Here is a 23181-nt window from a genome sequence, read left to right as displayed (position 1 = left end):
TCTGCACCGGCCTTTTTCGGCCGGTGCAGATGAAGCTATACGGCGGCGCGCCCGAAGATCAGTGTGGATTTTGCAGAAGGGTAGGAAGGGCATATGAGGAGAACATCATGGATTCTATTGGCGGTCCTGTTGCTGCTGGGACTTGCTCCGCTGAATGTCTCGGCGCAGGCTCCATGGTCCAGTGAAGGCGCGGAGGAGATTACTTCGATTGCCGTATCGGCGGATGGAAGCCGCGTGGCGATGGGGAGCCACGGGTCGAAGGCGGTGGTCTTCGATCAGGAGGGCCGTGTACTTTTTGAAGTAGAGGCCGGCAATGTAATGAACGCCGTTGATCTGCTGGAAGACGGAACGCTGCTTGCCGCATCGGACGACAGACATCTCTACGCCTACGGGCCGGACGGGCATCTGATCTGGGACCGTGATTTCAAGCATCAGGTGAAAAGCGTATCCGCCTCTTCAGATGGAGCGCTGGTCACTGCCGTGGTGCAGCGGGGCAAAATGGTTATACAGGTGGATGCCGCAACCGGCGAACAGACAGGGTCGTTCCCCGGTGATACGATACTTAAGACAGCTAAAGTATCTGCAGACGGTTCATGGATCGCAGCGGCCGGAGCCGATCAATTCATATTCCTGCTGGACAAATACGGACAGCCTCACAGCCGGTTCGGTGCGAGCGGCCAAGTCCAGTCCCTCGCCGTAACCGGCGAAGGTGATGTGGCCGTCGGCACGGACACCAGGCAAGTAGAGCTGTTCAACAAGGAAGGGACGAGAATTCAGTCGCTGAGCACGCGTGACCATGTGTCTGCGGTTGCATTTTCGAAGGACGGGAAGCTGCTGGGGGTAGCGGATTTATCCGGCTTCTTCTATTTATTCGATTCTAACGGCAGCAAGCTCTGGGAATCGGGGGGAGGGCAGGTGGGACGCGCACTGGCTTTCTCACCGGATGGAACCATTCTCTACGCCGGCCAGACGGACGGAAGCATCCGTCCGCTTGATGTCGGAAGCGTGATTGCCGAGGGGAAGAGCCAGACTCGGATGAGAACAGCGTATTGGACCGCAGGCGCGTTGGCCATAGGCCTTCTCCTTGCCGGATGGCTGTTCTATTTGAAGAAGCAGAAGCGGCTGGTGGTGTTCAAGAGCATTTGGCATTCCAGATGGGTATACCTTGGCCTGCTTCCGAGCTTTGCGCTTCTGTTCACGTTCATGTATTTTCCTGCCTTCTCGGGCTTGTTCCATTCGCTGTACCAGTGGCAGCCCGGAGGCAAAACAACCTTCATCGGCCTTGCTAATTTCGAGCGTATGATCCATGACCCTTATGTCTCCAAGGGGCTCGGCAATCTGCTTCTTCTGATTGTTACCGGACTTGTTAAGGCATTAATTCCCCCGCTGATTGTAGCAGAGCTTATTTACCATTTGCGCAGCAAGAAGCTGCAGTACGGATTCCGTACTGCGTTCACCGCCTCAATGGTGATTCCCGGTGTAGCCGGCCTGCTCATCTGGCAGAACTTCTATGACCCGAATATGGGATTGTTTAATCATTTTCTTCAATTAATCGGGCTTGGCTCGTGGACTCACGGCTGGCTCGGAGATCCGCAGACGGCGCTGTGGTCCCTGATATTCATAGGATTCCCTTTTGTCGGCATCTTGCAATTGCTCGTTCTGTATGCGGGTCTGCTGTCGATTCCGCTTGAATTAATGGAGTCGGCGCGCATGGATGGTGCAGGGCTGCCAAGGATCATCCGTTCGATTCATCTGCCTCTGTTGGCCGGCCAGTTCAAGTTCCTGATTATTATGGGCCTGATCGGCATCATTCAGGATTTCAACGGCATTCTCATTGTAACCGGCGGCGGACCGATGGACTCTACATACGTTCCCGCCCTGCAGATGTATTATGCCGCTACGAAATTCAACGATCTGGGCTATGCTTCCGCGCTTGGCGTCAGCATGTTTGCGGTGATACTGGTCATTACCATCATCAATTTGAAATTCATCAAGCAATCGGATGAGTAAGGAAAGGAGAGCTGGCCTATGTTGCATACCGGCAAGACCCGGCAGCTCGTCAGCATCGCACTGCTGGCGCTGCTTGTCTTCCTGACGCTGGTGCCGATTCTGTTCATGATCTTAAGCTCTCTGAAGAGCAATGCCCAAATCCTGGGCAACTTCTGGGCGTTGCCTTCCCCGGCAAGATGGTCCAATTACGCAGAAGCGTTCACAAGCATTTGGCGGTATATTCTTAATACGGTATTCTACGCGGTGACTGGCAGCGTGAGCGTGATGCTGCTGTCAGCAGTGTCCGGATACCTGTTCGCCAAGAAATCGTTCCCCGGCAAAAATGTTCTATTCCTCATGATGCTGGCTATGATGATGGTCCCTAGCGTACTGACGCTGATTCCCTCTTATGTCTTGTACAAAAATATGGGGCTTACCAATTCGCCCTGGGCGATGATTATCTCCAGTGCAGCCGGCGGTCAGGTCTTCGGCACGTTTCTCTGCCGTATGTATATGGCCGGTCTGCCGGGTGAATTGTTCGAGGCGGCACGAATGGACGGTGCCTCAGAGCTGCGCGTATTTGCGCGCATCGTGCTGCCGCTCTCGCTGCCGATTCTGGCAACGCTGTTTATCATGCAATCCGTCGGCGTCTACAATGATTATATCTGGCCTCTCTTGACGATTCAGGACAGCAGTCTGCAGGTCATTTCCGTCGGACTGACCCTGTTCACCAAGCAATTCGGCATTACGGATATGGGGCCCCAATTCGCAGCCTATGCAATCTCTTCGCTGCCTCTGCTGGCGATTTTCACCTTCGGCATGAAGTATTACATTCAAGGGATGACGCAAGGCGCATTGAAGCTATAAAGGAAGGGGATTGCAGTATGGAGATATCACAGATAGCAGAGAGAATTCCCCAGTGGATTTGGCATGCAGACCGTCACGGCGCCTCGCGCATTGAGCTTACCCGTACATTCGTCTTAGCTCAAGCGATTAAGAATGTGGAGTTCCGCATTGCGCTGACGGGATCAGCCGAGGTGGAGATAGACGGCGTGATTGCAGGGCGGGTAGAAGAGAGCGCAGGCAATGTCTGTGCCTTCCAACGGATCGCCTCGTTCCCGGAGTGTCTGGACACAGGAGCGCACACGATTCGCCTGCGGATTGCTTGCTCTGTATTCATGCCGACAGCGCCAGTGAACATTCACCTGCATGAACGGACGGTTGGATGTGTGGCTTATTTGGCGGCCAATGAATTTTGGCTGCGTACAGATGAGAGCTGGTCGGCGAACGGAGAGGGGGCCGTTAAGGTATGTCTGCTCGGCGAAGAGCCGTTCGGTGATTTGGAGGACGGACTGGACTGGTTCGTTGCGGGCGGCTTCGGTGATATCGCAGTAAGTCCGATTTCCGGTTGCACGGTCTCTCCGCCAGCTCATATGGAAGTAAGCTCTTCTGGAGAAAAGCTCCGAGTCACGGGAAACGGACGAGGCATTTGCCACGTTCCGGTTCCGGCCCGTCAGGAGCTTCAGATATTCTACCATGTGCGCAAGCAGGCTGAATGGCTTGAAATGAACCAATGGTGGCGGAGTATGGACAGAAGCGCCTTGCCTTCTTGTGTCATAGACCTGGGGAAGGAATATAACGCGCGGTTCCAGCTTCACAACCCTTCCCAAGCAGCACTGATTGTGATATGGAACGGCGCGGAATCCCTGGAGGAGCTGGAGCATTATGCCGGACTGATGACGGAGGTGATCCGGCTGGAGCCTGGACAGACGCGGGTGACGCTCCCGCAAGGGCTGCGGTATTTGCGCATGACGATTCTGGCAGCGGAAGGGGAACCGTATGAGGTGGAGTGGTGTGCGGAGGAAGCGGCTGTCCCGCTGAATCAAGCGGGTACTATTAATACGGACTCAGATCTGCTGCAGCGCATCTATGATATTTCGCTGCATACGAACCGTATCTGTCATCAGATCGGATTGTGGGACGGCATCAAGCGTGACAGGCTGAACTGGACGTATGACTTTTACCTGGCGGCCAAAGCGGATTACGTCCTCTGGGATGATCTGACTGTGCTTCGCCGCTCAATTGAGGAGCTGGGCCGGGGAACCCCGGAAGGCTCATGGATGAACGATATTCCTGCGTATACCTTGTGGTGGATCAATAATATATGGGAGTATTATTTGCATACGGGTGACGAAGCGTTCGTCTTGTCGCTTCAGGATGAACTGATGCGGCATAGCCTTCAAGTGGCCGCAAACATAGATGCACAGACGGAGAAGCTTGCAGGCTTCAGCTTTACGCTCATGGAATGGGTTTCGATGGACGCCGGGGAAGCCAGCTTAGGCATGCAGGCGCTCCTGCGTCTGACGGGGGAGAACATAGGCAAGCTGAAGAGTTACATACCGGGCTTGGTGAACCTCCCTGCATGGCGATATCCCGACATTCCCGGGGAGCAGTTTCTGCAGGGAGAGCAGCTCATTACACCGCTGCTTGGAATCCTTAGCGGTTATGTAAAAGAGGCAGAAGCGAAGCGGTTCCTGCAGGGCTACACTGTTGCTGATCCGATTACGCCATTATCCGCCTATTGGCTGGCGGAATGCTGTTCCCGGCTGGGATATCAGGACAAAGCCTGGGAGGCTATCTCCCGGGTATGGGGGACCATGCTGAAGGAAGGCGCAACAACATGCTGGGAGAGTGTCACGCTGGAGTATGACGGTGATTTCCATGATGCGCTGACCACGTACACGGCCTATGATTCTTACCGGATCAGCCTGTGCCACAGTTGGGCGGGAACGCCGGTTCACTGGATCGTCTCACGCGTGCTGGGCGTTGTTCCGGTGGAGCCTGGCTACCGCACCATCGCTTTCCACCCGCAGCCGATCGAAGGCATCTCAACATGTTGGGGGACCCTACCTACGCCGTATGGAGCGATCACTGCAGGGTGGGATAAGACCGCCTCCGAGCCGTTTATGCTTCAAGTGCCGGAAGGCGTTCAGGTTGACGGTCTATAGCAGCTTTTACATCCAGGCAGCCTTGGGATAGGAAGTAGTATCTCTGATATGTTATCCTGGAATTGTAAGATTAAAGGATTCGTATGAGAGGGGAGAACAGTTAACAGCATGGAAGCCAAAGTCATCACATTACCCGCATTCTATGTCGTCGGTTATCAGGTAGAAGCGGATGTCGCCGCATTCGAGTCGGGGCTGGGCATGCAGACCTATCATGCGCTAACCGCAGGCAGAGACCAGGTGCTGAACAAGCGCCATGACCATGTGATTCTGATGCAATTGTATCCGCTGACCCCGGAGTTCGATCCACAGGCAGACCGTTTCGTTCATATGCTTGGGTATGCCGTCTCTCATCCCGACGAGATTCCGCTGAATATGGTAAGCCATGCCGTTCCTGAGAGCAGATATGTGACCTACATCCATAAGGGCCTCGAATCCGAAATTAGCCGCTCCTATGATTATTTGTATGGAGAGTGGATGTATGCGACGGGGAATGAACCGAAGGATTATGATTTTGAGGTATGGGATGAACGGTACAGACCGGATAGCCTGGACAATGAGATTGAGATGTTTATTGCATTAAAATAGTGTTCCTGCCTGAGGCACTGAGGAGAAGCCCGTCCTTGCAAGAAAGAGGTGTTACTGTGGATTCCCTATCTGTCCGAACAGAGATCGAAGAACTAATCAAGTCGCTGAAGCTGGACCGGAGCGCGTTATATGAAGTCGGCAAAGATCAGTGGAAGCCTATTTTGCGTGGAATTGAAGAACGGTTTCTGGTCAAGACCCATCATACGCAGGGCTTACACTGGGGCTGGAACCGGCTGCAGGAGCCCCGGCATAGCGCCAGCTTCGCAGACAAAAACTATGCCAAGCTAAGAGACATCATCCAAGATGACTCCATCTGGTTCATGGCGGAGGACCTGTATGATAAGCTATGGCTGTATGAGGGCAAGACGGCGACGATTCTCCAGGTGATCCCTGAGTTATGCCAGCTTAATGAATACTACCTGATTTCCAAAAAGCTTCAGTGGCTCCTCTGCGAAGATCACCACGACATGCTGCACCTGAGCGGCCAGCCGATCATTGAACGGTGGATGAGATATGAAGGGCTGTCCCAAAAGTGATAGCCCTTTTTATTGCGGGAATTATGTATGCCAAAAACAGCATACAATGGGCTCGCTGAAGTCGCGTGGGCCGAATGTATGTGAAAAACAGCATACAATGGACTCGCTGAAGGCGCATGGGCTAAATGTATGCCAAAAACAGCATACAATGGGCTCGCTGAAGGCGCGTGGGCTAAATGTATGTGGAAAACAGCATACAATGGGCTCGCTGAAGGCGCATGGGCTAAATGTATGCCAAAAACAGTATACAATGGGCTCGCTGAAGGCGTTTGGGCCAAATGTATGTTGAAAACAGCATAGATTTGCACACACGCAGGCCTGATGCCTGAATAGGAGCGTTCCCCATCCCCCAAGTGCTCAGGCCCAATCTACTCCAGCATAAAGAGCTATCCCAAGCAGCCGTTTCATGGCTTCTGGGACAGCTTTTTTCTTCAAAATATAAGAATTTATATGTTGCACACGATAACTTATCCTTATATTTCTCGCTGAAACGATACCGTCCTTAAAAAGGACGGCAAAGCCGTTTCCGCTTGTGCAGATTGCAAATTCCCATCCCGGCTGGCAGGGCATTTATCCAAGATTTTTCGTTATGATGATTTTCCCCCGTTTGGTTGACTCTTCGCTTTTGCGATACGCCTGAAGCAGGCCTTGGGCAGTGAAGGGAAATGCCTCACGGATATGGATCTTCAATTTATTCTCCTGCATCTGGCGGACAATGGCTTCAAAATCAGTACGGTTAGCTCTTGCCTGGAAGAAATAGGCGTTAATGCCGCGGACCTTCGGATATTCATTGAGCGCGAATGCGACCACTGAAATATAGGTCCCGCCATCCCTGATCACCGAGTAGTTCTTCCTTCCGATGTATCCCGGTAACCCGGTACCGAAAGTGGCAGGGTCCATAGCGGCATCCAACACGAAGTCAACAGGCTCTGTGATTTGGGTGGTGAAGTCGGTTTGCGTATAATCGATCACTTCGTCAGCACCTAGTCCTCGGACGAAATCGTGATTATAGTCCTTCGCAGTCGCGATAACATATGCTCCATGTTGCTTGGCCAACTGGACAGCTGCATGTCCCACTCCTCCGGCGCCAGCTTGAACAAGAATGCGTTGTCCCGGTTGAAGATGGCCATGCTCGAAGAGCGCTTGCCAGGCTGGCAGAGCAACGGCAGGCGCGGCGCCAGCCTCTTCGAAGGAAAGACTCTCAGGAATAACGGCCAGGAGATCCTCCTCCACGGCAACATAGTCCATGTAGGCACCTCGCGGAATCATTCCCATGACACGATCCCCCGGCTTGAAATACCGGACTTTCCCGCCAACCTCTTTAACAATGCCGGCTACTTCATTACCCAGAACAAGCGGCAATTGGAATTGATCCGGAAATTTATCGGCTAACGGACCCTCAAGAATTGCACCGCTGCGAAACAGTTGATCTGCGGGATTGATGGATGAGGCGTGCATTTCGACGAGAACCTGAGTGTCGGTAAGTGCAGGAACGGGAACTTCCAGTTCTTCCAGCGCTTCGGGAATTCCAAGGCTTGTCAAAGCAATAGCTTTCATGATCATCCTCCTCTTAAAATAAACATAAGTATGATTCACAGATTGTTTAAGCAACACCTGTTTGATAAGATAATAATATTGCGTGCTTGAGAGTACAACCAGCAGAGTTAGAGGAAAGTTGCATAGGCAACACATTGTGAATATTGATGTTTAACAAGGAGATATAGGGATGGTAAATCAGGAAGATCCGAGGGTATTGCGCACACGGCAGTTAATTCGAACAGCGTTCAGAGATTTGCTGCAGAGCAAAGGCTTTGATGCAATTACGATCAAAGATATCGCTCAGGAAGCAACCATTAACCGCGCCACCTTTTATGCCCATTTTGAAGATAAATATGCTTTGCTGGATGAAGTCACTGAACAGGCTTTTCATGAGAGAATCACTGAGCAAGTGGTGAGTGCAGAGGAGTTTACGGAGGATATTTGTGACCAGCTGATCATAATGACGCACCAATACATCATAGATTTTTACCGGATCTGCCGAATAGATTCCAATCCGATGGCTAAGCTGGTCGATGACAAAATAAAGAAATTGCTGCAGCAAACCATAGAAAGCATTTTTCTTAGAGGTAATACATACTCTGGGGCGGACATTCATCATATAAAAATCATGGCGGCCATGACAGGTTCAGCCATCTATGGTGCAGCGCATTATTGGTTAAATGCCGGGGAAAAGAATCGGACCGATGTGCTTCTAGACATTGTTCGTCCCTATGTAATGAGCGGTCTGGGGCTGTATCACAGCTTGAGTTAAGTGATTTAATAGCTCAATTTAATTTCACCCTTCTCCGAAACAATACTGGCAATTAATTTATTATCGGACTTTATTTTAAAATCCACCAACGATACATATTCAATAGCTGCTTCATTCACAATCAGAGAAGCTCCTGCTTCGCCGGTAGTCAGCATCATATCATGATCAAAATACTGGAAATCAAACACAGTGACCCTTTTCGTAGAAGGATTGAAGTAACCGATTTGTGAGCGATGAATCCCGGAACCCCATCCAACGGTAAAGTATAATTCATACTGGTGATCCCTATCCAGATCGGCAAGCGCTACACTAGTCAACCCGCCAAACATACCAAGAGAGTAAACTTCGCCATCATACAGAAGAAAAGATCCTGAGGAGATAGAATATTTGAAGACAGAGAATTTAGAATTTTCCGCAACAAAGTCGGGGGTGATATTATAGGAAGTATCCGTGTCATAGCTGGAGATGAACTGCCGGTTTCTTGTAAGGAAATCCTCCACTTTGCTTGTGGAAGGTTTGATCTCTAATTCAGTTGTTGCTGCTCTGATCGCCAACGTATCGGATGTAATCTGCTCATTGTTGGAACAACCTGCGATCGTAAGAATTAAAGTGCAAATGATCATCATATAAAAATATTTTCTCATAACCCACCCCGCATCCACTTAGTTACCCTGATTCATTATACAACAAATGGAAAAGAGATGACCGTCATGAACGACATAAGACACGCACAGGCTCTAATAACCTGGCATCGGGATCCAAGCAATTTTTCAAGAAATGAATGGATACGTGATATCGTTGTTGACTATGAGGAAATCATAGGCGGGGGCACGCAAGGGGGGATTTGGACCGTATTGGTTAGGATCACCAGTCAAGTGGAGGGTACTTGGGATACGTATGCGGATGTTGCTTTTATTGTGGACGCCGCACCGTGGCATTTGTGGGTACCGGGGTACAGCTTCAATCTGTGGGCAGGAAAGGATGTCGCCACCGTTCACATTCTATGAAGCCATTTTCATATACTTTACTCATACTTGTTCCACAGAATTCCCGCAATCGCCTGCTAAGATGAAGATACTTTCAAAGAAGAGGTGATTGACATGATCAAATGGACAAGAAGAGTAATCGCAGTGTTGGCAGTAGTGAGTGTTGTAGGCGGCTCAACGAGCGCATTCGCAGCAACGGCACCTGTAGTAAAATCAGTGAAAGAGGTGAAGGTCACTACACCAGCGGTGAAAGCTGCCGCCCCAGCGAAGGTAACTCCTGTGAAAGTCTCCACTCCTGCCAAAGCAGCGGTAAAAACAACAGCGCCAGCCAAGCAAAAAGCAGCAGTAAAGACAGCCGTTACCGCTAAACACAAAGCAACAGTAAAGACAGTAGCCGCACATCCCAAGCACAAAGCAACAGTAAAAACAGTAGCTGCACATGCCAAGCACAAAACGGTAGCAAAGACTATTACACCTGCTAAATCCGGCAATAAGACAATCGTAACAACCAAAAAGAAATAAGCACTCAATAGATTTCGGCAGGCATCAAACGCACAACAATCAAAGGCGGGGCTCATGAAGAGTCCCGTCTTTGATCTATACATCTAACTAACTCTGACCTCCGTCAGCGGCGTGTCCAAAAATGGCTTCTGACAAATTGTTATTTTCAATGAATTGTAAAATGAGCTTCGAGCTGGTAGCAAAGGAGCGGGGTTCACCGAGTATCGTGGAGGAGATGATTCCGACGATTTTATCGCTTGAATCTATAACGGGGCTGCCGCTGTTCCCGGGCCAGGTCTGCACTTTGATCTCCATGGAATTTGTGTAAATGTCGGGGATTGAGGGATTTTTCGATTTACGGAAAACGGCTACATTGTCGGCTGTGAACGATCCATAGAGCGGTGTCCAGGTGTACTTCTTGGTGCTTACAGTATTTGCTGTTCCTAATGGCTTAGTAGGATGCCCGATGACCGTGACCTTCTCACCTGCCGCCGGCTGGAGATTGAAATCCTTGAAATAGCTGTCTTGATAGACCTTGGGGATTTTTTTAGCATCGATCTTCAGCAGAGAGAGGTCCTCCTTCACATCGGTAGCCACCAGTGAGCCAAGCAGATACCCGTCCGATTTTTGGGCGTAAAAAGTGATCTGGAACCGCAATGCCTTTCCATTATAACTTGCGGGGGCCACGTGATTATTAGTGACAATATATCCGCCTGGTAACATAAAGCCTGCTGCGCTGCCTATCTTTTGCTTGGTTCCTTTATCAGACAGGACATACTTTTCTATCATGACAACTCGTGTCAGATTCTTATAATTACGATAGGCTATGACTTGCTGCTCCTTGGATAATGCCGGGTTACTGGTGTAAGGCCGAACCGCAATGCCGGATTTGGTGACAGTCACGGACGTAATGGACACCTTGCTGCTGGCAGAAGCTGCGGCGATATGGATGCCCAATGCAACAACCGCAACAGCCAGTATACTTGAGAGGATTCTGCGAACTCGATCTGTCATATTCACTCCTCCTTTAATTTCATACTATTGAGGAGTGAGACAGGTTGTGACGGTCAGTCTGCGGATATGTAAGATTGTACACGAAAAAGACGAAACACGATTTTGACTTCAATCGCATTTCGTCAACTAACAAAAAGGGATAAATTATACTCTTCCAGCTTCCATAGCAATAAACAATGATGGGATATAGATCATTAAATAGAGTCCAATCGAAGCCAGAATGATATTTCGGATAGAAATTCCTTTCCCGTCACGGAGCTTCTTAAACAGGAGCACAAAGTTAAAAAGAAACAAAAAGCAAGAAATAGGAAGAACAACATGCAACCAGAAAAACACCTAATCACCTACCTAATATAAATTTTGGTATCTTTGTCTATTGTGGGGATTATCGTAACTGTACACCACTTTCTCTGAATTTGCTATTGGGTATAATAGAGCTAGATTAAGGACGGTAAAGGGGTATACATAATGGCGAAAATTGTGGTCGTAGACGACGATCTTTTTATTTTACAGCTGCTCTCGGAATATTTGCGCAAGGAAGGGTACGAGGTGACTTCGTTCTCGAATGGCCGCACGCTGGTCGAGCATGTCCGTACAGAGCACCCGGATTGCCTGATCCTCGACATTATGATGCCTGGGATTGACGGTCTGGCACTGCTTACCGAGCTGCGCACCTTCACCGAGCTGCCCATTATTATGATCTCTGCCCGCGGCGAAGAGAGTGACCGGATTCAGGGGCTGGAGCTGGGCTGCAGTGACTTCCTGAGCAAGCCGTTTAATCCGCGTGAGCTGGTGGGCCGGGTGAAGTCGATGCTGCGTCTGGCTAGAGCGGGCAGTGCTGTGATCGGGGAGAATACGCCAGCAGCGGCGGTGAAGCAGATTTGCCGGTCCGGGAATGTGGAGATAGACGCGGATTACCGGAAGGTTATGGTGAATGCTGAGGAAGTGAGCCTGACCTCGCGCGAATTCGAGCTGCTGCTCTTCTTGGCCTCCCATCTGGAACGGCCCTTCGGGCGCGAGCATCTGATTCAGCAGGTGTGGGAATATGATTTTTTCGGGGATGTCCGTGTTGTAGATGATGTGGTCAAAAGAATCCGCAAAAAGCTCGCCGAACACCACTCCACCCTGCTCATTGATACGGTGTGGGGCTTCGGATACCGGGCATCCGTGCGGAAGGTGTAGCCATGCGGACGATTCGCGGCAAAATGCTGTTCTCCCTGTGCATCGCCATGCTGGTCACGGTTGCGATTACGGTGATGCTGTTCGTGCGCCTGATCGACGACATCCTGGTGAATCAGGTCAAGGCTGAGCTGCATGGACAAGTCGGGAAGGCGCATAAGCTGCTCAGCGATGGCGATATCACCAATCTGAACAGTACCAGGTTCAAATATGTCGTCAAGGGCCTGATGCTGAACGCGGACTACATGATTCTGGGGCCGGACCACCGGATCATTGATGCGAGCGATGAGAAGGAGGAAGGGAAGCAGCTGCACTACACGCCAACGGGGAAAAATGGGATTGCCCTCCTGCACGGCAGGAAAGTACTTTATGCGCAAGAAAAGCTGAGAGGTCTCTCTGATGAGATTTTCATCTATTCGCCATTGTCCTCGCTTCGAGCCTTATACGGCTCATTAATGAGAACCACCTTGCTGTCCATAGGAGCCAGCTTCGTGGTGATTCTCGCCATCGGGCTGCTGGCCGTGTCGCGGGTGGTGCGGCCGCTGAACCGGCTGAAGGAAGCTGTTGGGCGGTACGAGCCTTCTTATGCACAGGGGAATCCTTTTCCACAGGGGGACCGGACCGAGATCGGGGAGCTGATCACCACCTTCCAGTCCATGTCGGGGCGTATCCAGCAGCATCAGCGCAACCAGATTGAATTCTTACAGAATATCTCACATGAGCTCAAAACCCCCCTGATGTCCATCCACGGCTTCGTCTTCGCCATTCAGGATCAGGTGGTTACGCAGGAGGAGGGGCTGGAGGTCATCACCAACCAATCGCAGCGCTTGATTGATATGGTAGACAAGCTGCTCCAGCTCTCCCGGCTGGAAGCCGTTGACGAGCATTGGCCTGCCGCCACCCTTGACCTGCGGATTATGGCTGAAGAAGCTGCTATGCTGCTCATGCCCGAGGCCACCAGGCGGGAGCTGAAGCTCACCGTGGACGGCGAGAGCCTGCAAGTTACCATTCCCGGCGAGCAGTTGTTCCGTATCCTGGTCAATCTGCTCCAGAATGCGGTTAGGCATACCAAGGATCAGGTGGTCATCCGGGTGGACCCGGAGGTTCCGGGAGCGGCGTGGGCGATCCATATTGAAGATAACGGCCCGGGGCTGGCAGAGGAGGAGCGGGAAGCCGTTTTCGAGCGCTTCTATACCGGCATGAACGGCGTCACCGGTCTCGGCCTGGCCATCTGCCGCCAGATAGCGGTACGGCTGAACGGGGAGCTGACCTATTCCCGCTCGGAGCTGGGCGGGGCGCGGTTTAGTTTTGTGAGGAAGGTGGGGTAATAAAGGTGCTAAGGGGATAGCGGAGGGAGTGATTAAAGCGGACTATCTCTTTAAATAACTTCTACAGATATTGATTAATTACAAATATGTGTGGAAGTTACAACATAAACATATCAAGGACCAAGTGCGATAGGAGCCATTTCAGTGTCATGACTATTGGCTCACATTCCGGGAACTGCAGCAAGTGCTGAGCGTTTTTGGATCGCGAACGTTCTACAGCTCTGCTCCCGCATACGCGCTCAGGCCGCTGGCGTTCTCCTCTCAAGCTGTTTCGTCATAACGTTGAAATGGAAATCCTGCGTATGATGGAGAAAACAGGCGAACAAATTATTTTTTAGTGGGAGGAAGTCAAATGGCACAAGAGTCTGATGAGCGTGAGCTGCAACAAATCAAACAAATGCAACAGATGTTTCTGGAGAAAATGAAAACTCAACCTTACCCCATGTACCCTAATTACGGAAAAATCACACGCTATGAAGAAATCCCCATTAATTTACCTGAACAACGTCAGCTTCGTCATCCTGGTATAGAAGGATTAATGGTGCCGCTTCCAATAATTGAAAATCCAAATTACAAAGGGAGTGGCAAGTTAGCGGGTAAGGTTGCCCTTATTACAGGCGGGGATAGTGGCATTGGTGCGGCAGTAGCCATAGCCTTCGCAAAGGAAAGTGCTGACGTTGCCATTGCCTACTTAGATGAACATGAAGATGCTAATAGAACAAAAGCAAGAATCGAAGAACTGGGGCAACGTTGCCTATTAATGCCAGGGGACTTGCGGGATAAACAGCAATGTATCGCCATTGTAGAGCAAACCGTTCAAGCCTTCGGACGCCTAGATATTCTTTGTAACCATGTTGGCATCCAATTTCAACAACAAAGCCTTCTTGACATTACAGATGAACAATTCGATGACACCTTCAAAGTCAACATATACTCACATTTTTACACAACGAGAGCAGCGATTCCTTACTTAAAACCAGGCAGTTCTATTATCGGTACTACTTCAGTCGTGACGTATGTAGGCGAGCAACAAATGATTGATTATACCGCCACAAAAGGTGCAATTGTTGGTTGGACTCGTGCTTTGGCTAAAAATGTTGTGAAGCAAGGAATTCGGGTTAACGCCGTTGCTCCCGGACGGATCTGGACGCCGCTCATTGCAGCAAGCTTCTCGTCAGACCAGGTGGCTGTTTATGGCGCATTTAACCCAATGGAACGAGTTGCTCATCCATTTGAACTTGCACCGACTTACGTTTATCTGGCTTCGGATGATTCGCGTTTTGTTACAGGTCAAGTGCTGCATGTTGACGGCGGGGAATCTACAAATTCCTAATATAAGGAGGTACTTGGATTGAGATATGAATTTAATCCGGTAGTGAAGCTATTACTTGTAAATCATTCGTCGGAAAAAGTCACCATGATTTATATTAATGATTCATGGCTAATGCCTCAAATAGGACGTAGACCGCCTTATTATTGCTACCCAAATTATAAATTGAATTTTCCAATAATATAAAAAAAGGCGTCCTACGGTCTGCGCTCAGGTGGAGAGGTACTTCCGATTGGAGGGAATAGGTTGCTCATTATCATAACCGGAGCATCATCTGCTTCGGTTTTTTGTTGTCGGGCTTTGGCATATTTAATTCCTACATAGGTGCAGTTCAAATCTGGCGCATACACAGCCCCTGCCAGCACTACGCCATCAAGGGCAAAAGCCAACGAAATGCCGTATGTGGCAGGTTCCGGGCGAAATTAACTGTTCCATCTAAAGGATCAACCACCCACACCGGACCGTCAAACTCGAAATTATCCCAGTTATGTACTCCATCTTCCTCCGAAAGAATTCGATGACCTTGAATTTTACTCTTCATGGCTTCTTGAATGAATCTTTCCGACTCTTATGCGAATACTGCATAAAAAACAACATATACCCATTTTATCAAGTAAACTAGGTGGGGAGGAACCGTATTTTCCCAGTCTAGGCATCACATTTAAGGAGGTCTGATGATCATTATTTTAGAGGATTTATATTATGGGAGTTTGCGTCCCAATGAGCAGGTGAAGCCAAACGATCCAGAATCGCGAAGGATTAATCAGCAGATTATTGATTCATTAGAGATGCTTAAAGAGAGACTCTCTCAAGAGGATTTTGATCAGGTCGAGGAACTGCTGGAGCTACATAGTGAATCCTGCTCGCTGCATTCAGCACTATCTTTTACGCAAGGCTACAAAATAGGTGCGTTAACGATGATTGAGGTTTTTGGCGGGGAGAGAAGTTAAATAAACTAAGGAGGTCCACACCATGAAACTAGGAGCAACCTTATACATCAAGAATACCAATGAAGCTGTAGCGTTTTACTCAGAAGCCTTTGGACTTACCCTGGGCTACCATGAGAAATACCTGGATGGCACATTTATGCACGCATCATTACTTAGAGACGGACAAGAAATATTTGCAGTCAGCGAATCACACAATGATAACTTGGTTAGAATTATGCTCGCATCATCATTAGAGGGGTCACGGCCAACTATGAGTTATGGAATTAACTTTGCGAGTTAAGAGGAAGTGAACAAGGCATACGAAATGCTAGTGAAGGGCGGCACGGTGCTAGTTCCGTAAGGAGCCCTTCCCTGGAGCTCCTGCTGTGCTGAAGTCGTCGATAAGTACGGTGTTTACTGGTATATCACGGTAGATCCTTCTTCTCAATGAAGCTCACCGTATTGCCGTCGGGGTCAAGGAACCAGAAGGAGTAGGCGCCCCACGGTCTGCGCTCAGGTGGAGAGGCAATCCCTATAGCGGGGATGGCTTGCTTTAGACGATCATACTCAGCCAAGACATCATGAACATAGAACATTAGAGACATATTCTTGTCATTGACCACGTTCACCTGGCCCGGATTGTAGACCGCAAGCTGGGCGCTGTCGAATCCATAATGCTGTCCTTCAACAACCGGAGACTCTTTAAGCACGTTTTCATAAAAAGCGGCCAGGCGCGGTGCATTGTCAGTCATAATACAAACTCCACAAAGCTTCATGTGCATACCTTCTTCCTTATTTTGGGGGGGCTTAATTTTCTGAATAGCGTGCCTGAAGCTTGTGTTTATGCGCTATTAAGATATCTTCAAGCGATATATCATATTTATTGGCGATGACAATGAGATTTCCTAGAACATCTCCAAGTTCTTCGGTTAATTCAGCTTTATTCTCTTGAAATGTGCCTGCAACCTCGTCTGGACGATCCCTGCCAATCTCTAATGCACGAATCGCGCGGGCGACTTCCCCAGTCTCTTCAGCAAGAAATCCAATACGAACAAATATATCTAAGTCCGACCAGTTACGATTCTTGTAATATTCCCTAACCCATTGTTGAAATTCAGTAATATCCATGTTTCCCTCCGGTATAAGAAGATTGATCGACTCAAAAACTCGAATATATAATACCATAATTACGCTCATTGTACTTTGGCATCGGTGTTAGCTTTTATCTTTCAACTACTTACTCCGCCCAAAGAAAAACGAATACCGGTCTGCCGTCCCCAGCGCCGTAGTCTCTGTACGATCCATAAGCTGTAGTGCTTTCAATAGAGACCCGACTTGTTCGTGCATAAGATTCACATCGAATTTATCCATCTCTCGGTCTGCACTATCTACCAGCAGATAATCTGGGATGGGGATCAGGCCAATCATTGGAATCCCGGCATTGAACAGGGGCTGACTCTCACCGAATTGAAAGTTATTGTGTCCGCGCAGGATAACGGTCCGGGTGTTATTTCTGTCTTCAACGGCTTTCATCCAAATGGCTTTCATTCGTTCATTCCCTGCATAGGTGAATTCTGTGCTTATTTTGCCAGTCGGTCCATATTGTCCGGAAGCATTGTCTTTCCATTCCAAGCCGCCTAGATGCTCTACAGTGAGTCCTGCCACGGCTTTCAGATGTCCATCTTTACCATCCCACAGCTCAGGATGAGCCTGCATCCAGGTTGAGGTTGCCTGCGACGTACCTTTGAATTCGGGCAATCTGAAATGTCCTGTTACAAAGGAGAAGATCATAGTCCGTTCTGGCTGCTCCTGCTGCTGCAGGTAACGAATCATGGAGAGCATGCCAATCGCACCGTCTTCTTCTACCACATTTACACCATCGGTATGCGTATTAACAATGATTGATTCCTTTTTGTTCTTTCCTTCAATTTTCACATAAAAAGATTCGGTCGGCGCATGCTCCTGTTTTTCTGCCTCTAGAATCACTGTGCCCGCCTGATGTGCCTTAGCTGCGTTGATTACCTTCTGCCCATCTGTTTTATTGACCCAAACGGCGGGGATTCCAAAATAATGCTCAGTAAATGGGAGGTACTGCTGTTCAGCCTTTTCATCTGAAACACCATCCCAGACGATAATGACTGCGTTAACGCCGTTTTCCTTTGCTTCTTCCAATTTAGCATGCTTTAGAGCAGTGGTAAGGACCAGATCCCCCTCATCTGATGGAATACCGCCCGGCGCCCGGAATTTGTCACGTATATTCATCACCAGTGCTATAGGGAAGTTCTTAAAGTTCTTGATTTCCACGACGGCTACTTTGCCCTTGGCTTGATCATATTTACCAGGCTTGGTGTAGACCAATTCTCCGGTAACTCCATTTGCATCGGTCTCGCCAGAGTATGGAAACGCAGAGGACACATGAATTTCCTGGTTATCGATGATCACAGAGCTTTTCTTTTCTTCCCAGCGGTCAAAAGTATACTTATCCCGGTATACAGTTAGCCCCATATCCGTCAACTGCTGCTGTAACCATGCAATAAACTGATTGTGACCTTCAGATCCGGTTGTACGGCTGCCAAAGGAATTCATTTTTTTGATATTTTCCAGCATGGTGGCTGGAGAATCGAGCTGGTCATTGTTGATCTCAGCAGTCCATTCAGCGGGCAGAGTAACAGACCTCGTAATAGGTTGAACATATAGGTTAACGATCCAAACCACACTGGCAACTAAAGCGACAATACTGTACAACATTCTTCGCACCACTAGAAAAACCTTTTCACTCTTACGCACAGCACGAGCAGAAAACACATTCCATACCCCAGCGACGATTAGCAGTAAAATAGCAAATGCGAATATCCAGAACTCCTTAGTGGCTAAGAACATAATCTCCGCTACCAGGGCCACTGCATAGAGCCAAAACAGTTTACCTCTTTTGTTGAGAAGAAAAGTATAGATAACTATTTGCGCCAATAAAACGATTATTGCTACTATAGCAAACAACATTTCTTTCCCGATAAACACAGAAGCGCAAAGCGCTAGAATTAGGAATAGAATTCCCGGCAGTTCTCCATTAAATTTACTTCGCATAATTTACCTCTCTCGTTATCTTTAATGAATTTAGTATAAGAGTATCCTTAACTATATTTCACTATAAGGGTTGAAGTATACTGCAAGGTCAAACTAAAAAAATATTTTCTTTATACATCGGTATACGGACTTGTTTTTGTTGGGGTAAAGTATTAATCACCCATAGTGCAGGGAACGGCTGCTTCAAGACGTCCTACTAGATAAGTGCATAATGATCTACACGACCGAACTTGAAGGAGTCTAATCATGAAGAAGACAACGCGAAGAAAAGAAATGCTGCTGAAAGGCATTGCCATGCTGCTAATCCTAAGCCTTGCTGCGGCTGCATGTTGGCAGGAGATTGGAACTCTTTTGGCCTCGGGAAAGGTTGACAGTGAGTCTGCTATGGTGCAGAGCATCATGGACAAGACAGTGACTCCAGGGGTAGCGATTCTATCCGCCACAGGCGGCAAAACAGAATTCAAAACCTACGGCTACGCCGATAAGGAGCAGGGGAAGGAGGTCACAGCGGAGTCGCTTTTTGAGCTAGGCTCAACGACCAAGGCGTTCACAGCGCTGGCTGTGATTATGCTACAGGACCAGGGGGCCTTGGCGTATACCGATGAGGTCTCGCAATATCTGCCAGAGTTCGCTCCGACCTATAAGGAGGAGAAGGCTAAAATCACCATTAATCAACTACTCGCACATACCAGCGGAATACCGTCCTGGAGCATCCGCCTGATCCCTGAAGGTTCAGGTCAGGAGCAGCTTGCAGCGACCATACATAGAATGTCCAGCCTTGCGCTGGATACCCAGCCGGGCAGTGCCTATCAATATGCTACGGTGAATTACGATATTTTGGCAGCGATTATTGAACGGGTGACAGGGGGGAGTTATCAGGATTATGTAACAGAACACATTCTGAAGCCGCTGGGGATGAACGACAGCTATTTCTCGACAGGGCAGGAACAGACGCCGGAGAAGCTTGCTCAGGGGTATCGGGTGTTTTTTGGCAAAAGCATGGCTTACGATGCTCCCAGATATTACGGAAATATAGCCGCAGGGTATCTGGTGACGAGTCTGAACGATTTGCAGCACTGGGTCAACGCCCAGCTGGGAAGCAGCGAGCTCCCGGACGATCTGAAGAAGGCCATTCAGCAGTCGCATGAGCTTAACCTACGTACAGCCGGACAGGAAAGCGGGGATCTGCGCTATGCCTTCGGCTGGAGCCAAGATTTGAAGACGGGGGTGATCCGTCATAGCGGCAGCAACCCGAATTATTCCTCCCAAGTAATCATTGATCCGGAACGGAAGGAGGGGGTGTTCGTGCTGGCTAATCTGAACTCTACCGCCCCAACACTGATTGCCCAGAATATCTATGACCAGATGCAGGGACAGCCGATGAAGACGTTCAAGTATGATGATACTTATATCCTGATGGATGGGGTAGCTTCGTTGTTAGTTGTGTTCACTGTGATTGGTATTGCGTTTAAGCTCATCCGGCTGGCTGGCGGGAGAAGCGATTTTGCCACAGAGAAGGGGATTCGCCGTCAAAAGCTCAAGGCCTGTATTACGCTGCTCATCAGAACGCTGCTGCTGCTATTCGTGCTGGGCTGGCCTTTATTGGCAAATTACAATTATACTATGATTAGTGTATGGATGTCCTATTCCGTATTGCTGTGGATGGGGCTGGCTTCGCTTAGCTGCGTGTTGTCTATGGTTTTAGCAGGCAGAGATTTGCGGCGAGTATAGAGAGGGGAATGATACTTATTAATCGCTGTAGAAAAATAATATTTAGTATGCTTTTAAGTTCATTACTTGTAGCATTTACCGGGTGTGTTGGCAGTCCTAAGAGTAGCGTTACCATTCTTGGCGGAAAAGAAAATATTAAATATGCGACTCTAAACAGTGATCAAAAGGAATCTTTATCCGATCAGAAGGCTTCACCGTTTTCCTATGCGTTCGCGGGTGAGAACATTTCAGACATTCAATATTTGAATATTGGCGAAGAGATTTCAATTGATTTTGAATCGAATCCGCCAGATACACTTTCCATAAGCGATGGATTAATTGATGCTAATGGAGATTATTTATATACTTCCAAAGAAATCACCGATGTTCCCTATGTTGCAAAGAAAGGTGTGTATAGCTTCAATTTAGACACGCACATCGCTTCTGCTTTAAGCTCTTACTATGAAAAAGACAAAAAGGAATTTAGAGGTTTTATCATAAATGCATCCTGGGAGAAGCAGGAGAAGAAATATGCTTTTGTGATTCAATCAAACGCCCTCTGAAAGGAGGAGATTCCATGATCTACATAACAGGCGATATTCACGGCTCCATCAGTGTGGCCAGCCGTTTTAACTCCAGGAACTTTCCTGAAGGCAGGGCGCTGACGAAGCAGGATTATGTTATTATTGTCGGGGACTTTGGCTTGTTGTGGGCAGATGATGCGGAGGATCGCTTTTGGCTCAAATGGCTGACAGAGAAACCGTGGACCACCCTGTTCATTGACGGGAATCATGAGAACTTTGATCTGCTTGAATCGTATCCAGTCTCCGAATGGAACGGCGGCCAGGTGCATCACATTACCCCTAGTATCATTCATTTAATGCGCGGCCAGGTCTTTGAGATCGGAGGGAAAAGCTTTTTCACCTTTGGCGGGGCGGCTTCTCATGACAAGGAGTACAGGAAGGCTGGCGTGTCCTGGTGGGAACGCGAAATGCCAAGCTCCGAAGAGTACCAGGAAGGCACACGCAATCTGGAGAAGAACCAGTGGAAGGTTGACTATGTATTGACCCATACCTGTTCCTATGATGCGCTTCAGTGGATCAAAGAGCGCTATCGTACGAATGTGGAAGCAGATTCAATGCATACGTATTTCAACGAAATAAAGTTTAGACTGGACTATTGCAAATGGTATTTTGGGCATTATCATCATAATGCGGAGCTGCCGGATGAACAGGTGCTGTTGTATGAGGACAGGGTGAGACTAGATGAGTAGAGGAAAGGTGAGCTGAGATGAGCAAAGAGGTTAAGTTGGATTTAAGCCGTATCGTGTTTATTGGAAGGACTTTTGAAGAATATATGTCCATGTTTAATTTAACACAGGCGGAATTGAAGGGACGGTCCATTCTGGATTGCCCCGCTGGAGCATGCTCGTTCACGGCGCATGCAAATAAATTGGGTGCCGATGTAACGGCAACGGATATCGCTTATTATCATGACTATGAGGATCTTCACGCAAAAGGCATGAAGGATTTAGAGCACGCCATGACCAAAATGGAAAGTGCCCAGACGAATTACGTATGGGATTATTTCAAATCCGTTGAAGAACTAAAGCAGTATAGATACCGCGCCCTAGCTGACTGTGCAGAGGGTATGAAAAACCATCCCGGGCGTTATATTGCATCCGCATTGCCCTCGCTTCCATTCAAGGATAAGCAATTTGATATGACACTGTCTGCACACTTTTTGTTTATGTATTCAGACCGGCTTGATTCTGATTTCCATAGGAAGGCGATTCAAGAGTTACTTCGGGTAACCAAACAGGAAATTCGGATTTTTCCTTTAGTCAGCCTTTCAGGGGAGAGATATCGTCAATTAGATGAGCTGCTCACCTTCATACATCAACAGGGTTGTTCAACTGAAGAAATAACGGCCCGATACGAGTTTCAAAAGGGAGCAAACAGCATGTTGAAGATCACGCTGTAGATTACAGATACCCGCTTCTCTACCGGCACCCGCATTTCGGCTACAGCATCCATAAGTTTGCTATGGGTCAGCGCCACCGAAATCGGGTGTCCGGTCCTCCACGAAAGACTACTTATGTACCTCATAAATAGGAAGCAAAATATTATTAATAATATCCTCGCTGCCAGCTTCATTAAGCCTTCCATACAATATAATTTCATTGATCATTAGCAGAAACGGTAAATTTAGAGCCTTCTCCGAAATTGTATCGGTTGAAAGAGAGATTTCCCCGCGCTGATTAGCCCTCGTAATAATAGCTTCCATTGATTTACGGATATCGTTGTCTTGATTCACAAAGCTGAATAAATCGAAATAAGTCGTATACGAAAACATATCCGAAATCACACCCCGCAGATCATCAGGCTTGATGATTTCAAAGATAGGATCTAGAACCCTGAATAGTGCCCTTAAGTCCTCCTTTAAAGAACCCTGATCCCTGATCTCTCCTTCTAATGCTGGAGCTTGCCGGCTTATAACAGCCTGAATCAGGTAGCATTTTTGGGGCCAGCGGCGATAAATCGCATTTTTATTGGTTTTGGCGGCCTGGGCCACGTCATCCATGGTGAGCTTGCTATAACCTATTTGATTGAGCAACCGCCAAGCCTCATCTAAAATTGCATTTTCCAGGATAGCCCCCCGGCGTCGGCTCGCATTTTCATTCATCACAAC

24 protein-coding genes are annotated in these 23181 nt (G+C 48.6%); 17 read left to right on the top strand and 7 right to left on the bottom strand.

Annotation, left to right across the window (positions count from 1 at the left end; translation table 11 throughout):
• The first annotated feature begins 93 nt into the window (after positions 1 to 93).
• From MHI24_RS03655 to MHI24_RS03635, 5 genes are all read left to right on the top strand, one after another.
• Positions 94 to 2010: an ABC transporter permease subunit gene (locus tag MHI24_RS03655; protein WP_340024204.1), complete on the top strand. Its 1917-nt coding sequence runs from the start codon at positions 94 to 96 to the stop codon at positions 2008 to 2010.
• An 18-nt stretch (positions 2011 to 2028) separates the two neighbouring features.
• Positions 2029 to 2856, top strand: a complete 828-nt coding sequence (locus MHI24_RS03650; protein WP_340024203.1) for a carbohydrate ABC transporter permease — start codon at positions 2029 to 2031, stop codon at positions 2854 to 2856.
• A 17-nt stretch (positions 2857 to 2873) separates the two neighbouring features.
• Complete coding sequence (locus tag MHI24_RS03645; RefSeq protein WP_340024202.1) at positions 2874 to 4997, top strand: alpha-L-rhamnosidase C-terminal domain-containing protein; 2124 nt, start codon at positions 2874 to 2876, stop codon at positions 4995 to 4997.
• Positions 4998 to 5105: 108 nt separating this feature from the next.
• Complete coding sequence (locus MHI24_RS03640) at positions 5106 to 5582, top strand: GyrI-like domain-containing protein (RefSeq protein WP_340024201.1); 477 nt, start codon at positions 5106 to 5108, stop codon at positions 5580 to 5582.
• A 35-nt stretch (positions 5583 to 5617) separates the two neighbouring features.
• The gene (locus tag MHI24_RS03635) at positions 5618 to 6118 is read left to right on the top strand and encodes a DUF6756 family protein (protein ID WP_340024200.1); all 501 of its coding nucleotides are present in this window, start codon (positions 5618 to 5620) and stop codon (positions 6116 to 6118) included.
• Between the two features lie 570 nt (positions 6119 to 6688).
• Here the strand turns inward: MHI24_RS03635 and MHI24_RS03630 are convergent.
• Positions 6689 to 7675 carry an NADP-dependent oxidoreductase gene (locus MHI24_RS03630; protein ID WP_340024199.1) on the bottom strand — a complete coding sequence of 329 codons (987 nt, stop codon included), beginning with the start codon at positions 7673 to 7675 and terminating at the stop codon, positions 6689 to 6691.
• A gap of 169 nt (positions 7676 to 7844) precedes the next feature.
• Between MHI24_RS03630 and MHI24_RS03625 the strand changes: the two genes are divergently transcribed.
• Entirely contained in the window at positions 7845 to 8429 is a 585-nt protein-coding gene (locus MHI24_RS03625; RefSeq protein ID WP_340024197.1) for a TetR/AcrR family transcriptional regulator, read from the top strand.
• Positions 8430 to 8434: 5 nt separating this feature from the next.
• On the opposite strand, the gene MHI24_RS03620 is transcribed toward MHI24_RS03625, so the two are convergent.
• Positions 8435 to 9073, bottom strand: coding sequence for a hypothetical protein (locus MHI24_RS03620; protein WP_340024195.1), 639 nt, complete (start codon positions 9071 to 9073; stop codon positions 8435 to 8437).
• A gap of 66 nt (positions 9074 to 9139) precedes the next feature.
• Between MHI24_RS03620 and MHI24_RS03615 the strand changes: the two genes are divergently transcribed.
• Together MHI24_RS03615 and MHI24_RS03610 are read left to right on the top strand one after the other, a co-directional pair.
• Positions 9140 to 9436 (top strand): hypothetical protein, encoded by a 297-nt coding sequence (locus MHI24_RS03615; RefSeq protein ID WP_340024194.1) that lies wholly within the window; start codon positions 9140 to 9142, stop codon positions 9434 to 9436.
• A gap of 93 nt (positions 9437 to 9529) precedes the next feature.
• Positions 9530 to 9937 (top strand): hypothetical protein, encoded by a 408-nt coding sequence (locus MHI24_RS03610; protein ID WP_340024193.1) that lies wholly within the window; start codon positions 9530 to 9532, stop codon positions 9935 to 9937.
• An 87-nt stretch (positions 9938 to 10024) separates the two neighbouring features.
• Here the strand turns inward: MHI24_RS03610 and MHI24_RS03605 are convergent, their stop codons facing one another.
• Positions 10025 to 10930, bottom strand: a complete 906-nt coding sequence (locus MHI24_RS03605; protein WP_340024192.1) for a serine protease — start codon at positions 10928 to 10930, stop codon at positions 10025 to 10027.
• Positions 10931 to 11398: 468 nt separating this feature from the next.
• Between MHI24_RS03605 and MHI24_RS03600 the strand changes: the two genes are divergently transcribed.
• The 5 genes from MHI24_RS03600 to MHI24_RS03580 all read left to right on the top strand — a co-directional run bounded on the left by MHI24_RS03600 (position 11399) and on the right by MHI24_RS03580 (position 15997).
• Positions 11399 to 12112 (top strand): response regulator transcription factor, encoded by a 714-nt coding sequence (locus tag MHI24_RS03600; RefSeq protein WP_340024191.1) that lies wholly within the window; start codon positions 11399 to 11401, stop codon positions 12110 to 12112.
• A 2-nt stretch (positions 12113 to 12114) separates the two neighbouring features.
• A complete protein-coding gene (locus MHI24_RS03595; RefSeq protein WP_340024190.1) occupies positions 12115 to 13437 on the top strand; it encodes a HAMP domain-containing sensor histidine kinase in 1323 nt (440 codons plus the stop codon).
• Positions 13438 to 13789: 352 nt separating this feature from the next.
• On the top strand, positions 13790 to 14770 hold the full coding sequence (locus MHI24_RS03590; RefSeq protein ID WP_340024189.1) for an SDR family oxidoreductase: 981 nt from the start codon (positions 13790 to 13792) through the stop codon (positions 14768 to 14770).
• Positions 14771 to 15441: 671 nt separating this feature from the next.
• Positions 15442 to 15717: a DUF6809 family protein gene (locus MHI24_RS03585; protein ID WP_340024188.1), complete on the top strand. Its 276-nt coding sequence runs from the start codon at positions 15442 to 15444 to the stop codon at positions 15715 to 15717.
• Positions 15718 to 15739: 22 nt separating this feature from the next.
• A complete protein-coding gene (locus MHI24_RS03580; protein ID WP_340024187.1) occupies positions 15740 to 15997 on the top strand; it encodes a hypothetical protein in 258 nt (85 codons plus the stop codon).
• A gap of 124 nt (positions 15998 to 16121) precedes the next feature.
• On the opposite strand, the gene MHI24_RS03575 is transcribed toward MHI24_RS03580, so the two are convergent.
• The 3 genes from MHI24_RS03575 to MHI24_RS03565 all read right to left on the bottom strand — a co-directional run bounded on the left by MHI24_RS03575 (position 16122) and on the right by MHI24_RS03565 (position 18780).
• A complete protein-coding gene (locus tag MHI24_RS03575) occupies positions 16122 to 16448 on the bottom strand; it encodes a VOC family protein (protein ID WP_340024186.1) in 327 nt (108 codons plus the stop codon).
• Positions 16449 to 16503: 55 nt separating this feature from the next.
• The gene (locus tag MHI24_RS03570) at positions 16504 to 16824 is read right to left on the bottom strand and encodes a MazG-like family protein (RefSeq protein ID WP_076078525.1); all 321 of its coding nucleotides are present in this window, start codon (positions 16822 to 16824) and stop codon (positions 16504 to 16506) included.
• A 105-nt stretch (positions 16825 to 16929) separates the two neighbouring features.
• Entirely contained in the window at positions 16930 to 18780 is a 1851-nt protein-coding gene (locus tag MHI24_RS03565) for a M28 family peptidase (protein WP_340024185.1), read from the bottom strand.
• Positions 18781 to 19026: 246 nt separating this feature from the next.
• Here MHI24_RS03565 and MHI24_RS03560 point away from each other — a divergent pair, with 246 nt between their 5' ends.
• From MHI24_RS03560 to MHI24_RS03545, 4 genes are read left to right on the top strand one after another with little or no spacing between them, the layout of a single operon-like run.
• A complete protein-coding gene (locus MHI24_RS03560) occupies positions 19027 to 20511 on the top strand; it encodes a serine hydrolase domain-containing protein (RefSeq protein WP_340024184.1) in 1485 nt (494 codons plus the stop codon).
• 8 nt (positions 20512 to 20519) lie between these two features.
• On the top strand, positions 20520 to 21053 hold the full coding sequence (locus MHI24_RS03555; protein WP_340024183.1) for a hypothetical protein: 534 nt from the start codon (positions 20520 to 20522) through the stop codon (positions 21051 to 21053).
• Positions 21054 to 21067: 14 nt separating this feature from the next.
• Positions 21068 to 21763, top strand: a complete 696-nt coding sequence (locus MHI24_RS03550) for a metallophosphatase (protein ID WP_340024182.1) — start codon at positions 21068 to 21070, stop codon at positions 21761 to 21763.
• 17 nt (positions 21764 to 21780) lie between these two features.
• On the top strand, positions 21781 to 22473 hold the full coding sequence (locus MHI24_RS03545) for an SAM-dependent methyltransferase (protein WP_340024181.1): 693 nt from the start codon (positions 21781 to 21783) through the stop codon (positions 22471 to 22473).
• A 108-nt stretch (positions 22474 to 22581) separates the two neighbouring features.
• Here the strand turns inward: MHI24_RS03545 and MHI24_RS03540 are convergent, their stop codons facing one another.
• Positions 22582 to 23175 carry a TetR/AcrR family transcriptional regulator gene (locus MHI24_RS03540; protein WP_340024180.1) on the bottom strand — a complete coding sequence of 198 codons (594 nt, stop codon included), beginning with the start codon at positions 23173 to 23175 and terminating at the stop codon, positions 22582 to 22584.
• Between the last annotated feature and the right edge of the window lie 6 nt (positions 23176 to 23181).

Origin of the sequence: Paenibacillus sp. FSL K6-1096 (assembly GCF_037977055.1) — a bacterium.
Classification (GTDB): domain Bacteria; phylum Bacillota; class Bacilli; order Paenibacillales; family Paenibacillaceae; genus Paenibacillus_AQ.
Note: the sequence above shows the minus strand (reverse complement) of the source record. Positions and strands in the feature narration are given on the sequence as shown.